The organism is Enterocloster aldenensis, from assembly GCF_003434055.1.
GTDB lineage: Bacteria > Bacillota > Clostridia > Lachnospirales > Lachnospiraceae > Enterocloster > Enterocloster aldenensis.
In genome coordinates this window covers 1-14,951 of record NZ_QVEX01000011.1, presented here as the reverse complement: position 1 = coordinate 14,951, position 14,951 = coordinate 1, and the positions used below count along the sequence as shown (strand labels likewise).

General features: G+C 52.2%; 10 protein-coding genes. 8 read left to right on the top strand and 2 right to left on the bottom strand.

The genetic code is table 11. The annotated features are described in order from the left end of the window. Positions 1-16: 16 nt before the first annotated feature. Together DWX59_RS18950 and ileS are read right to left on the bottom strand one after the other, a co-directional pair. Positions 17-2,470, bottom strand: coding sequence for a glycogen/starch/alpha-glucan phosphorylase (locus DWX59_RS18950; RefSeq protein WP_117560778.1), 2,454 nt, complete (start codon positions 2,468-2,470; stop codon positions 17-19). 62 nt (positions 2,471-2,532) lie between these two features. Then, entirely contained in the window at positions 2,533-5,667 is a 3,135-nt protein-coding gene (ileS, locus tag DWX59_RS18945) for an isoleucine--tRNA ligase (RefSeq protein ID WP_117560777.1), read from the bottom strand. 527 nt (positions 5,668-6,194) lie between these two features. Here ileS and DWX59_RS18935 point away from each other — a divergent pair. The 8 genes from DWX59_RS18935 to DWX59_RS18900 all read left to right on the top strand — a co-directional run bounded on the left by DWX59_RS18935 (position 6,195) and on the right by DWX59_RS18900 (position 14,933). Further along, complete coding sequence (locus tag DWX59_RS18935) at positions 6,195-6,695, top strand: MarR family winged helix-turn-helix transcriptional regulator (RefSeq protein WP_117560776.1); 501 nt, start codon at positions 6,195-6,197, stop codon at positions 6,693-6,695. Beyond that, positions 6,692-7,315 carry a cytidylate kinase-like family protein gene (locus DWX59_RS18930; protein WP_117560775.1) on the top strand — a complete coding sequence of 208 codons (624 nt, stop codon included), beginning with the start codon at positions 6,692-6,694 and terminating at the stop codon, positions 7,313-7,315. Before DWX59_RS18935 ends, DWX59_RS18930 begins: the two co-directional genes overlap by 4 nt. 1 nt (position 7,316) lies before the next feature. Then, entirely contained in the window at positions 7,317-9,044 is a 1,728-nt protein-coding gene (locus DWX59_RS18925; RefSeq protein WP_117560774.1) for an ABC transporter ATP-binding protein, read from the top strand. Next, on the top strand, positions 9,041-10,885 hold the full coding sequence (locus DWX59_RS18920) for an ABC transporter ATP-binding protein (RefSeq protein WP_117560773.1): 1,845 nt from the start codon (positions 9,041-9,043) through the stop codon (positions 10,883-10,885). The genes DWX59_RS18925 and DWX59_RS18920 overlap by 4 nt, the downstream gene beginning before the upstream one ends. A 65-nt stretch (positions 10,886-10,950) precedes the next feature. Then, positions 10,951-11,631, top strand: coding sequence for an HlyD family secretion protein (locus tag DWX59_RS18915; protein ID WP_117560885.1), 681 nt, complete (start codon positions 10,951-10,953; stop codon positions 11,629-11,631). A gap of 21 nt (positions 11,632-11,652) precedes the next feature. Further along, complete coding sequence (locus DWX59_RS18910; protein ID WP_117560772.1) at positions 11,653-12,825, top strand: efflux RND transporter periplasmic adaptor subunit; 1,173 nt, start codon at positions 11,653-11,655, stop codon at positions 12,823-12,825. Positions 12,826-12,997: 172 nt separating this feature from the next. Beyond that, positions 12,998-14,455, top strand: a complete 1,458-nt coding sequence (locus DWX59_RS18905; RefSeq protein WP_117560771.1) for a nicotinate phosphoribosyltransferase — start codon at positions 12,998-13,000, stop codon at positions 14,453-14,455. A 157-nt stretch (positions 14,456-14,612) separates the two neighbouring features. Further along, positions 14,613-14,933 carry a hypothetical protein gene (locus DWX59_RS18900; RefSeq protein ID WP_117560770.1) on the top strand — a complete coding sequence of 107 codons (321 nt, stop codon included), beginning with the start codon at positions 14,613-14,615 and terminating at the stop codon, positions 14,931-14,933. The last annotated feature ends 18 nt before the right edge of the window (positions 14,934-14,951 follow it).

Sequence of the window (14,951 nt, the reverse complement as noted above, 5' to 3'; positions counted from 1 at the left end):
AGCATACACTTACTATTTACATCTCAACCGTCACCTTTTTCAGGTGCCAGATATCCCTTACATACTCCTCAATGGTCCTGTCGGATGTAAACTTGCCGCTGTTAGCCACATTGAGGATGGCTGCCTTGGCCCACCACTTCTCATCCCTGTAGGCCTGATCCACCCTGGCATGGGCCTCTGCATAGGAACGGAAATCCTTCAGGATGAAGTAGGTATCCGCGCGGTCACTGCTCTTGGTATTCAGCAGGGAGTTATAGATATCCCTAAACAGCTCAGGGTTATCCGGCGCATAGTAGCCGTTGATCAGCTGCATCAGCACCCTGCGGATTTCCTGGTCATTGTTAAAGATATCCATTGGATAATACCCGCCGTTATTCTCATAATTAATGACCTCATCAGATGACATGCCGAAGATGAAGGCATATTCGCTGCCCACCTCCTCAACAATCTCCACATTGGCTCCGTCCATGGTGCCAAGGGTCAGGGCGCCGTTAAGCATGAACTTCATGTTGCCAGTACCCGAAGCCTCCTTACTGGCCGTGGATATCTGCTCACTCACATCCGCCGCGGCAAAGATAAGCTCTGCGTTGCTTACCCTGTAATCCTCAATGAACACCACTTTAATCTTGCCGCCAATGGACCTGTCATTGTTAATCACATCCGCCACGGAATTAATCAGCTTGATGGTCAGCTTGGCGCGCTTATAACCGGCCGCTGCCTTGGCGCCGAAGATAAAGGTCCTGGGCACCATATCCATGTTTGGATTATCCTTTAACTGGTTATACAGGTACATCACATGCAGGATGTTCATCAGCTGGCGCTTATATTCGTGAAGCCTTTTTACCTGTACGTCAAAGATGGAACGCGGATCCACGTCAATCCCGTTGTGTTCCTTAATGTATTTTGCCAGGCGGATCTTGTTCTGGTACTTGATATTCATGAACTCCTGCCGGCACTTTTCATCGTCCGCATAAATCTCCAGCTTCTTGATATGGGGAAGATTGGTAATCCACTCATCCCCGATTTTGGAGGTCACCCAGTCAGCAAGCAGGGGATTTCCATGAAGCAGGAACCTTCTCTGGGTAATGCCGTTGGTCTTGTTGTTGAACTTCTCCGGCATCATCTGGTAGAAATCCTTTAATTCCTGGTTCTTAAGGATCTCGGTGTGCAGCCTGGCCACGCCGTTGACAGAAAAGCTGGCTGCAATGGCCATGTAAGCCATCTTCACCTGTCCGTCATAAATAATGGACATCTTGCGCAGCTTCTCCTGGTTGCCAGGATACATGGACTGGATCTGGTTCTGGAACCTGCGGTTAATCTCCTCCACTATCTGGTAAATCCTTGGAAGCAGGCGTGAGAACAGTTCGATGGGCCATTTCTCCAGGGCCTCGGACATGATGGTGTGGTTGGTGTACGCACATGTCTTGGTGGTTACCTCCCATGCCTCATCCCAGTTCAGGCCCTCCTCATCCAAAAGGATACGCATCAGTTCAGGAATCGCAACCGTGGGATGGGTATCGTTCAGCTGGAAAGCCACCTTCTCATGAAACCTGCGGATATCATCATGTTTTTCCTTATATTTTATGATGGCCCTCTGCACGCTGGCGGAAATAAAGAAATACTGCTGCTTCAGGCGCAGCTCCTTGCCCGCATAATGGTTGTCATTGGGATACAGCACTTCCACGATGGTCTTGGCAAGGTTTTCCTGCTCCACTGCCTTCTGGTAATCGCCCCGGTCAAAGGAATCCAGGTTAAATGTATTAACCGGTTCCGCATCCCAGATACGCAGGGTGTTCACCACGTTATTGCCGTAACCGATAACCGGAAGGTCATAAGGCACGGCGCGGACCGTCTGATAACCGTCCTGCACAAAGTGGTTGGCGCCGTTCACATTCTCAATGCGCACATAACCGCCGAACCTGACTTCCTGCGCATACTCCGGGCGGCGGATTTCAAAGGGATTGCCGTCCTTAAGCCATTCATCCGGCACCTCAATCTGGTAGCCGTTCTCAATTTTCTGTTTAAACATACCGTAGCGGTAGCGGATGCCGCAGCCGTAAGCAGGATATCCCAGGGTTGCAAGGGAATCCAGGAAACATGCTGCCAGACGTCCCAGGCCGCCGTTGCCAAGGGCTGCGTCCGGTTCCTGGTCCTCAATCAGGTTCAGGTCAAATCCCAGTTCATCCAGTACTTCCTTAATCTCATCATGGGCGCATATGTTGATGATGTTGTTGCCCAGGGCGCGGCCCATCAGGAACTCCATGGACAGGTAGTATACTGTCTTTGTGTCTTTCTTTTCATATTCTTTGTGGGTTGCTATCCACTCATCGATGATAACGTCCTTTACCGCATAAGAAACCGCCTGGAATACCTGCTGGGGCGTAGCCTCGTCAATGGTACGGCGGAACATGTTCTTAACGTTGTCTATCACGCTGCGCTTGAATGTGACTTTATCAAATCCTTTATTCATCGGCACAATCCTCCCTATCCTCATATAGGCGGGGTGTTTTAACCCCGCCTCCCATATTAACATTATTTCATGGTCTTTTCAACACCAAGCATGACTTTTTCGCCGTTGATGCTCCACTCCTTGGCATAACCGCCCATCCTTCCAAGGAAGATGGTATCAGCCATTACCTCGGCCTTAATCTCATCTGCATTGGCCTTCAGAAGCCCTGCAATCCTGTCATTGTCATCCTGGTAAACGGCAATGTGGTCCATGACCTCAAAACCGGCTTCCTTACGCATGGTCTGGATCTTGCTGATGATTTCACGGACAAAGCCCTCCTCAACCAGTTCCGGTGTCAGGTTGGTATCCAGCACCACGGTCAGGTAGTTGTCCTCCTCCGTCACATATCCGTCCTTCTGCGATACGTCAATCAGCAGGTCGTCCCTGGTCAGCACCACTTCCTGTCCTCCGAAATCAAAGGTCAGGGCGCCGCTTTCATTGAGCGTATCCATGGCAGCGCTGCCGTCAATCCCCGCAAGGGCCTGCCGGATCTGTCCCAGGAGTTTCCCGTACTTTGGTCCCACCGTCTTAAGCTGCGGCTTAAAGGAATAGGAGGTAAATGCCCTTACATCGTCAGAGAAGGCCACCTTCTTCACATTCAGCTCATCCTCAATGATCTTCACATAGAACTCGGACAGGGCGTGGTCAGCCTTGATATACATCTGGGCAATTGGCTGGCGGTTCTTGATATTTGCTGCATTCCTTGCCGCACGGCCCATGACCACGGCCTTTAGGACCTCATCCATGTCCTGTTCCAGGCTGGTGTCAATCCATTCTTCCTTCACCTCAGGGAAGTCGCACAGGTGTATGCTTTCCAGCGCATCCGCGTCAATCTTTCTGACAATATTCTGGTAAATCTGTTCTGTCATGAACGGGATCATGGGCGCCGCTGCCTTGGCAGCCGTCACAAGGGCGGTATACAGGGTCATATACGCATTAATCTTATCCTGCTCCATGCCCTTGGCCCAGAAACGCTCGCGGCTTCTGCGCACATACCAGTTGCTCATGTCATCCACAAATTCCTGCAGTGACCTTGCAGCCTCAGGAATCTGGTAATTCATCAGGTTGTCATCCACACATTTAACCATGGAATTCATCTTGGAAAGCAGCCATTTATCCATGACCGGCAGCTTATCGTACTCCAGGGTGTACTTGGTGGCGTCGAAATTATCAATATTGGCATAGAGGACCCAGAACGCATAGGTATTCCACAGGGTTCCCATGAACTTGCGCTGTCCTTCGGTCACGGCCTTGTCCTGGTACCGCTTGGGAAGCCAGGACGCGCAGCAGGTATAGAAGAACCAGCGGATGGCATCCGCGCCATGGGCTGCCAGGGTATCAAAGGGATCCACTGCATTGCCCTTGGACTTGCTCATCTTCTGTCCGTTCTCGTCCAGCACCAGGCCCATGACAACAACATTTTCATAAGGCGCCTTGTTAAACAGCAGGGTGGATTCAGCCAGCAGGGAATAGAACCATCCGCGGGTCTGGTCCACTGCCTCGGAGATGAACTGCGCCGGGAACTGTGATTCAAACAGTTCCTTATTCTCAAATGGATAATGGTGCTGTGCAAATGGCATGGCGCCTGAGTCAAACCAGCAGTCAATCACTTCCGGCACACGCTTCATAAGCCTGCCGCACTTGGGGCACTTGATATTTACATTGTCAATATACGGACGGTGAAGCTCGATATCCTCCGGACAGTTGTCGGACATGCCCTTTAACTCTTCAATGCTTCCAATGGAGTGCTGGTATCCGCACTCACACTCCCAGATATTAAGAGGCGTGCCCCAATACCGGTTCCTGGAAATACCCCAGTCCTGGATATTCTCCAGCCAGTCGCCGAAGCGGCCCTTGCCGATGGAGTCAGGCACCCAGTTAATGGTATTGTTGTTGCGGATTAAATCCTCCTTCACAGCCGTCATCTTAATGAACCAGGATTCCCTTGCATAGTAAATCAGCGGGGTACCGCATCTCCAGCAGTGGGGATAGCTGTGTTCAAAAGCAGGCGCCGAGAACAGAAGTCCTCTGGATTCCAGGTCCTTTAACACCAGCGGATCCGCGTCCTTGACAAAGGTGCCTGCAAATGGTGTCTCGTTTGTCATATCACCCTTTGCGTCCACCAGCTGTACAAAAGGAAGGTCATATCTGCGTCCCACATTGGCATCGTCTTCACCGAATGCAGGGGCGATGTGTACGATTCCCGTACCGTCTGTCAGGGTTACGTAGGTGTCGCACACCACATAGTATGCTTTCTTGTGCTGCTTCTCGCTAAGGGGCACGGAGCACCCGTACAGAGGCTCGTATTCCTTATATTCCAGATCCCTGCCCTTGTAGTTCTCAAGTACTTCGTAATCCCCGCCCAGCACCGTATCCGCCAGGGCCTGTGCAATATAATAGGTATAGCCGTCCCCGGTCCTTACCTTCACATAATCCTCCGCCGGGTTCACACAAAGGGCCAGGTTGCTTGGAAGGGTCCAGGGCGTGGTGGTCCATGCCAGGATATAGGCGTCCTCGCCCTTTACCTTAAACCGCGCGATGGCGGAGCGTTCCTTTACATCCTTATAGCCCTGGGCCACCTCGTGGGAGGAAAGGGGGGTTCCGCAGCGCGGGCAGTAGGGAACCACCTTAAAGCCCTTGTATAAAAGGCCCTTGTCCCAAATCTGCTTCAGCGCCCACCACTCGGATTCAATGAAATTGTTCTCATAGGTCACATATGGGTCGTCCATATCAGCCCAGAAACCGACGGTATTGGAGAAATCCTCCCACATGCCCTTGTATTTCCAGACGCTTTCCTTACACTCCCGGATGAACGGCTCCAGCCCGTACTGTTCAATCTGGTCCTTGCCGTCCAGCCCCAGCTTCTTCTCGACTTCCAGCTCCACGGGAAGCCCGTGGGTATCCCATCCTGCCTTACGGGGCACCATGTAGCCCTTCATGGCCCGGTATCTTGGAATCATGTCCTTGATGGCGCGGGTTTCCACGTGGCCGATATGGGGCTTGCCATTGGCGGTTGGCGGTCCGTCATAGAACACGTAAGGCTTGCAACCCTCGCGCATCTTGATGCTTTTCTCGAAGATGTGCTCATCTTCCCAGAATTTTTCCACTTCTTTTTCTCTTTCCACAAACTTAAGGTCTGTGGAGACTTTGTCATACATCCTTGGATTCCTCCATTCCTAATTTTATATACTCTGGTATGTGCTGTATTATATGGATTCATATAAAAAGGCTTCCGTCCCGAACAGGACGGAAGCCGTAAAAACTGCTCCGTTTAACCACCTATTACTGCATACCATCATATGAGTCCCTTTAACGCAGGAATTGCGTCCCGGCTTACCATGCAGCAGGTCCCTGCACCACCCTGGATGCCTGGGAATCCATGCCCCTTTTCTCAGCCGGACAGCTCCGGAGTGATATTCAGTCCTGCATTACTGGCACCGGGCTCCCACCATCCCCGGCTCTCTGAGGCGTTCCCTGCAGGCCTACTGTCTCCATCACAGCTTTTATTATTTAACTTCTTTATTATAATAACGCCTTGGGAAAATGTCAACCTTAACCGCACGGGTCGTGTAATTATTTTGTTACAATCCATCATATACTGTTGACAAATGCAACTGACCGCGATAATATTATACACTATAAACATTTAACAATGATAACTATTTTCCCAAAAGGAGGAAAAATCATGTCAGATAAACACAATGAAAAGATACTTCAGCCAGAACTGATGCAGATCATGCAGAGGATGAGGAAAATCAAGCTGAACATCTTATCCGAACAGGTGATTTATTCTGAATATTATGCATTGGAACAGATAGACCGGTATGTGAAAGAACATCCCGGTTCCATTGGAATCTATGTATCGGAGCTGGCCGACAGGCTGAGGATCGTGCCCTCTTCCGCTTCCCGCCTGCTGAACACCATGGAAGGAAAAGGACTGATAACAAGAAAAGTTGACACCGGAAGCAGGCGCAACATTTTTGTATGTCTGACGCCTGCGGGCAGGGATATCCTGACCAGCACGGCCCAGGACATGGATTTCCTGAAATCACAGATTGTACGGAGGATGGGCCCGGAAGATATCTCCCGGCTTATCGGACTCTGGGGCAGACTGGCCGATATCATGGAGGACGAGATGCACCAGCTTCTGGAACGCAGGAAAAAGAGAACGGAGGAACAGTCATGAGACGCAGCTGCATTACCATTGAACGGCAATATGGAAGCGGCGGACGGGAAGTAGGACGGATCCTGTCCCATAAACTTGGAATCCCCTTTTATGACGGGGAGCTGCTGCTGCTGGCAGCGGAACGGTTCGGCCTCAATCCCGGGGTCCTGAAGGAAAAGGATGAAAAACGGAGCCGGAGCCTGCTCCATGACATTGCGGTCTTTGCGGGCAGCATACAGGATTACAGACAGATGTTTGAGCCTTACCAGCAGTTTGAGGCTGTGAGCGGGACCATACGGCGGCTGGCCATGGAAGGTCCCGCCATATTCATAGGAAGGTGTGCGGACACTGTCTTAAAAGATGTGTGCGGCTCCCTGAACATTTTCATCTATGCATCCTCCATGGAGGAACGGATACAGCGGATCCACCATACGGACCATGTCCCCTTAAAGAACATCGAAGCCCATATCCGGCGCAAAGACCAGCAGAGAAAAGAATATTATAAAATGTTTGCTGAAAAGGAATGGGGCAGGATGGAGAACCACGACATCTGCCTGAACACCAGTTCTTTTGGATATGAAGGATGCGCCGATATCATAGCCGCCATGGCCGACCGGGCCTGCGGCAGGAAGAAGGAATAAGTTGAGTGTACTTTTACGATATTTCAAACCATATGCCCTGTACATACTGCTGGCCATCGTGCTCCTCTTTGGCCAGGCATCATGCGACCTGGCGCTGCCGGACCTGATGTCCGATATTGTAAATGACGGCATCACCACAGGCAACACCTCCTATATCATAAGCACCGGCTTTAAGATGCTGGGCGTGGCCCTGATCAGCGCGTCCTGCACGGTCACGGTGGGATTTTTAGGAGCCAGGGCCGCTGCCGGGGTCTGCCGGGGCCTGCGCCGCGACGTATTTATTTCCGTGGAAGGATTCTCAAATGCGGAACTGGACCGTTTTTCCACATCCTCCCTCATCACCAGGACCACCAATGACATCACCCAGATACAGATGCTGATTGTCATGATGATACGCATGGTGTTCTATGCGCCCATCATGGCTGTGGGTGGAATACTCCACGCCCTTGCAAAGGATAAATCCATGTCATGGATCATCGCCCTGGCCGTGGCCCTGCTGTTTATGGTGGTGTTCTCCATGTTCAGCCTTGTAATGCCCAAGTTCCAGGTGGTGCAAAAGCTCATTGACCGCTTGAACCTGGTGGTCCGTGAGAACCTTGAGGGCCTGCTGGTGGTCAGGGCCTTTGACACCCAGACCTTTGAGGAAAACCGGTTCGACACGGTAAACCGTGACCTGACCAAAACCAACCTGTTTGTAAACCGCACCATGTCAGGAATGATGCCTGCCATGATGCTTATCATGAACCTCATAACCCTGCTGGTGGTATGGGTGGGATCCAACCAGGTATCCGGCTTCCAGATGGAGGTGGGCGACATGATGGCCTACATGCAGTACGTGATGCAGATCATCATGGCCTTCCTGATGATGTCCATGATGTTCATCATGATCCCAAGAGCCATTGTATCCATCAACCGTGTGGTGGAGGTCCTACAGACAAAATCCAGCATTACCGACGCAAGGCAAACCTTATGCCCGGATAAAATACGGGGCGTGGTGGAATACCGCCACGTATCCTTCCGCTATCCCGGCGGGGACGGGGACGTACTTTCAGATATCAGCTTCACCGCCCTTCCCGGACAGATAACCGCCTTTATCGGCGCCACGGGCAGCGGCAAAAGCACCCTGGTCAACCTGCTCCCCCGCTTCTATGATGTAACCGGGGGCGAAATCCTGATTGACGGCGTCAACATCAAAGACTGGCCCCTGCACAAGCTGCGGCAGAACCTGGGGTTCGTGCCCCAGAAAGGAGTCCTCTTCTCAGGCACCATCCGCTCCAACCTGGCTTACGGTGACCGGACAGCCGGGGAGGAACAGATTGAACGTTCTGCCCGTACCGCCCAGGCCATGGAATTCATCGAGTCTAAACCAGACCTGTTTGACACATTGATTGCCCAGGGCGGGGGCAATGTGTCCGGCGGCCAGAAGCAGAGGCTCTCCATTGCCAGGGCTTTGGTAAAAAATGCGCCCATCAATATATTTGACGACAGTTTTTCCGCCCTGGATTTTAAGACGGATGCAAAGCTGAGGAAGGCCCTGAAGGAAGAAACCGGCGGCACGACCCAGTTCCTGGTGGCCCAGCGGATCAGCACCATCATGAACGCGGACCAGATCATTGTACTGGACCACGGGAAAATGGTGGGCAGGGGAACCCACCGGGAACTTATGGCAGACTGTAAGGTCTACCGTGAGATTGCACTGTCCCAGCTCAGCGAGGAGGAATTGCAATGACAGAACAAAAACAATCATCCGCTCCCCCTATGGGCGGCGGCCGGGGCATCCGCGCGGCCGGTGAAAAGGCAAAGGATTTTAAGGGCACCATGCTCCATCTTTTACAGTATCTGATGGTTTATAAAGCCCAGGTTGCCATCGTCATCCTGTTTGCCGCATGTTCCTCCGTGTTCTCCATCATAGGGCCCAAGGTCCTTGGCAAGGCCACCACCAAGCTGTTTGAAGGCATGATGGCCTGGATGATGGGCACCGGCCTTCTCACCGACTTCCGCTACATAAGGAACTGTCTCCTGCTGCTGGTGGTCCTGTACCTGATATCGGCTGTATTTTCCTACCTGCAAAGCTATATCATGTCAGGCGTCAGCATGAAGGTGACCTACCAGTTCCGCAAGGACATATCGGCGAAAATGAACCGGCTGCCCTTAAGCTACTACGACACCAGGACCCACGGCGAGGTACTGTCCCGCATCACCAATGACGTGGATACGGTAAGCCAGACCCTGAACCAGAGCCTTACGCAGATCATCACCTCGGTTGCGACCCTGGTGGGCGTCCTGATCATGATGATATCCATCAGCATCCGGATGACCCTGGTGGCTGTCATGGTACTCCCCCTTTCCATGGGCCTGATCATGGGTGTTGTGAAAAAATCCCAGCGCTATTTCAAGGGCCAGCAGAAAAGCCTTGGAATGCTCAACGGACACATTGAGGAAATATACGGAGGCCATAATGTGGTCCAGGTCTTTAACGGCGAGGCCGAGGCCATTGAGAAATTCACGGAAATAAACGATGCGCTTTACAAATCCGCGTGGAAGTCCCAGTTCCTGTCCGGCATGATGATGCCCATCATGTCATTTGTCAGCAACCTGGGTTACGTATCCGTATGTCTGCTGGGCGGGTATCTGACCGTTAAAAAGGTGATTGATATCGGCGATATCCAGGCCTTCATCCAATACATGCGCTCCTTTACCCAGCCCATCACACAGATTGCCAATATCTCCAACACACTCCAGTCCACGGCTGCCGCGGCAGAGCGTGTGTTTGAATTCCTGGATGAGCAGGAGGAGGTGCCTGAGACAAGCGCGCCCATACAGCCGGAACAGGTGCGGGGGGATGTGGAGTTTTCCCATGTGCATTTTGGCTACCGGCCCGATAAGCTGATCATCCATGACTTTTCCTCGGTCATCCATGCCGGCCAGACCATTGCCATCGTCGGCCCTACCGGCGCCGGCAAGACAACGGTGGTAAAGCTGCTTATGCGGTTCTATGAACTGAACAGCGGCAGCATATTCATTGACGGGCACAACATCCTGGATTTTACCAGGAACGGACTGCGCTCCATGTTTGGCATGGTGCTCCAGGAGACCTGGCTCTACAGCGCCAGCATCATGGATAATATCCGCTACGGGAATTTTGATAAAACCGACGAGGAAGTCATGGCTGCCGCAAGGACGGCCCACTGTGATGAATTCATCCGCTCCATGCCAGGCGGCTATCATATGATGATTAATGAAGAAGCCAGCAACCTGTCCCAGGGCCAGAAACAGCTTTTAACCATTGCCAGGACCATACTGGCAGACCCACGGATCCTTATCCTGGATGAGGCCACCAGCTCCATTGACACCAGGACCGAAGTGCTGATCCAGAATGCCATGAACAACCTGATGCAGGACAGGACCAGCTTTGTCATCGCCCACCGCTTATCCACTATCCGGGATGCTGACTTAATCCTGGTCATGAAGGACGGCGATATCATTGAACAGGGCAATCACAAGGAGCTGCTGGAAAAGAAAGGCTTCTATGCCGACCTATATCAAAGCCAGTTCGCACTGAACAATTAGCCATGTTCCACGGGTCCTGGAACCAACCCCCAAGGCCTTATGAAAGGAAATGAAAGGTGAATGAAATGAACGATAATATCCAGAACAAGATAGACGGCGGGGAAACCGCCGGCAAGAAGGCTAAACTTAAAAAAATCCTGTATCCCCTGCTCTTTGCCGTGGTCATCATCGGATGCTGCACCGGTTATTACATGTTCAGCGTAAATATGAATTATTTTAGCACGGATAATGCCAAGGTGACGGCAAAGCTCTATTCCGTCATGCCTGTCACCAGCGGGAAGCTGATTTCCTGGGACGTGGAAAACGGCGACCTGGTGGAACAGGACCAGGTGCTTGGCCGGCAGGAAGTGCTTCCTTATATCACATCCCCCATAACCGGGACCGTGGTTAAAAATGACGGCGCGGTGAACCAGACCGTGTCCCCTGGCACTCCCCTGGCAGTGGTGGCCGACACCTCCAACCTGTATGTGGGTGTGAATGTGGAGGAGACGGATATCATGAAGATCCATCTGGGCCAGTTAGTGGATGTCAGGCTGGATGCATACCCCCACAGGACATTTAAGGGACAGGTAACGGAAATCGACCCTGCAACCCAGACTTATTTTACCAACACCACCAGTTTTTCCACCAGCGGGACCTATACCAAGGTCACACAGCTGATTCCCATCAAGGTCACCATTGAAAACAAGGAGGACCTGCCCCTGGTATTCGGAATGAACGCAACTGTAAAGGTACATTTGAAATAAGGAAAAACGGGAGGAATCAAAATGAAGAAATTAATAGGAATCGGAGCCTGTCTTATGCTGGCCGCCAGCCTTAGTACCGGATGCTCCAGCAACAGCAGCCAGACCGAGGTGACAACCGCCATTGCAAAATCAGGCAGGGACCTGTCCTCCATGGTATGGCAGGGAACCGTTGAGGCCTTGAGCACCATTGACATCATGCCGGAAGCCAGCGGCAAGGTAACTGAAGTCAATGCATCCGAAGGACAGCATGTGGAGAAAGGGGATGTGATATTCCAGGTGGATGACACCAATGCCGCCCTTTCCCTGCAGCAGGCCCAGGCCGGATATGACGCTGCCCAGGCAGCATTTAACATTGCAAAAAAAGCAAGCGAACAGAATACAAACGTGGCTCCCGCTGAAATAGAGTACACGGACGCCAAAAATAACTTTGCCCGCATGCAGGCCCTTTATGCAGCCAATGCAATCTCCCAGGTAGATCTAGAAACTGCAAAATCCAGGATGAATTCAGCTGAGGCAAAGCTCCAGGCGGCCAGGAACGGCCAGGACGGCAATTACGATTCAGCCAAGGCGCAGATGGACAGCGCCAAGGCAGCCCTTGACATTGCCAGGAAAAAATATGACGACTGTACGGTCACTTCTCCTATTGCGGGCATGATTACCAAAATCAATGTTGAAACCGGCCAGACCGTGTCCCCCCAGCTTACAGGCGCAACCGTAATGGATGACAGCGGGGAAAAGGTGGAAATCCAGGTGGCCGACACGGATATTGACCAGCTGGCAGAGGGCATGCCCATGGATGTCAGCCTCCAGTCCGCCGGAAAGACCTGCAGCGGCAGCATTTCTGAAATCTCTGCTGTGTGCGATGCCAAAACAGGCATGTATACCGTGAAAATCCGGCTGGATGATAAAGACAGCCTGCACTACACAGGCCTTATGGCAGATGTCCGCGCCTCTGTCAATGAACCTTCCGCCTCCGTATACATTCCCTCTAAGTGCATCTTTAGTGATGACAATGGGGATTATGTATATGTGGTGTCCGGGAATCAGGCCGCGAAAATGCCTGTCACCAAAGGCAGGAAGAAAAACGCCTACATGGAAATAACCCAGGGTCTAACCCAGGGCAATGAAGTAATCCTGCAAAGCAGCCAATCCCTGGAGGACGGCATGAAGGTGCGGGTATTGACCGTCAAATAGGCCGGGGATGGCTGACGGCATCCCGGTAAGGATTGTTATATTTTTAACATTTCCTTTGCCTTTTGTAAAATCTGTGCTATACTACTTAGCAACATACAAGCGCAGCCGTCAAAATACAGCGATTCCGCATATCCGCGGACAGCTCCCGGCCACGCACCAGGGAGGAACCTATATGGAACAGAGAAATCTTACGTTACTGACAGACCTGTATGAACTGACCATGATGCAGGGATATTTTAAGGAAAAGGACGCCAACGAGACCGTAATCTTTGACATGTTCTACCGCACCAATCCCCACGGCAATGGCTTTGCCATCTGCGCCGGGCTGGAGCAGGTGATTGAATACATCAGGGACCTGCGTTTTGACGGCAGCGACATTGAGTACCTGGGAAGCCTGGGGATATTCGAGGAAGACTTCCTGGAATATCTCCGCGACTTCCGCTTTACCGGTGATATCTATGCGATTCCTGAGGGAACCATCGTCTTCCCAAGGGAACCTCTGGTCAAGGTCATTGCACCCATCATGCAGGCGCAGCTGGTGGAGACGGCCCTGCTCAATATCATCAACCACCAGAGCCTGATTGCCACCAAGACAGAACGCATCGTGTATGCGGCCAAGGGCGACGGCGTCATGGAATTCGGACTGCGCCGCGCACAGGGGCCGGACGCGGGCGTGTACGGCGCAAGGGCTGCCATGATTGCGGGCTGTATCGGCACCTCCAATGTGCTCTGCGGCAAGATGTTCGATGTCCCGGTCAAGGGCACACATGCCCACAGCTGGATCATGAGTTTTCCGGATGAACTTACGGCCTTCCGCACCTATGCCAAGCTGTACCCATCCGCATGCATCCTGCTGGTAGACACCTATGATACCCTGGACTCCGGTGTCCCCAATGCCATCAAGGTATTTAAGGAAATGCGCGAAGCCGGTATCCCCCTTACGTTTTACGGCATCCGCCTGGACAGCGGCGACCTGGCCTACCTGTCCAAAAAAGCAAAGAAAATGCTGGATGATGCCGGATTCCCGGATGCGGTCATCTCTGCTTCCAATGACCTGGATGAAAACCTGATTAACTCCCTGAAGATGCAGGGCGCAACCATCAACTCCTGGGGCGTGGGCACCAACCTGATCACGGCCAAGGACTGCCCGTCCTTTGGCGGGGTGTACAAGCTGGCAGCCGTCAAGGACAAGGCAACCGGACAGTTCATCCCCAAGATCAAGCTTTCAGAAAACGCAGAGAAAATCACCAACCCCTGCAACAAGACCATACAGCGCATTTACGATAAAGCCACGGGCAAGATCATTGCCGACTTAATCTGTCTGGTGGGCGAAGAGTTTAACACGAAAAACTCCCTGCTGCTCTTCGACCCCATTGAGACCTGGAAAAAGACCATGCTGTCCCCTGGCAGCTATACCTTAAGGGAACTGCTTGTGCCCATCTTCCTGGACGGCCAATGCGTATATGAATCCCCCAAGGTAATGGATATCCAGGCCTACTGCAGACAGGAACTGGATACGCTCTGGGACGAGTCCAAACGTCTGATCAACCCCCATACGGTCCATGTGGATCTGTCTAATGAACTGTGGCATATTAAGAATCAGCTGCTGGATTCGTTCCATAGGAATTGAGGGTGGATGGAAGGGATGGGGAGGAGGGAGAAGGAGGTTCCGTCCGTGAGCGGAATGGGGCTTTACAGGTAATCATTCCATTAAGTGTAAAAACTTATCGCACGGTGTTTTGTACAGTAGGGCGGGATTTTTCCAACCGTAAAACAAGGAGGACACCATGCAACAAGCCCTGATTGACAAGGGGGTACTGCGCCCGTCCGGGGAAATCGTCAAGGACAATATCAACCTGATTTCCGGGACGCACACCCCGCCGTTTGTGGAAATGCTCTGGACGGTCACGAACGGCGAAACGGTCACGACCAACCGAGTGTATACCCTCCTGTCCGGCCTATACGCGGACGGACGGGAAACTGAAATGCTGGAAGTACTGCAGACGCTGTACGGCGTGCTGGGCCTGCCGTTCCCGGAAGATGTGGAACAACTGGCCGGACACCCGGAGGCGCGGGGGTACTTCCTTTTTTCGGCTCTTTGTCAATAGTTGGGGTGGGATTTGTTA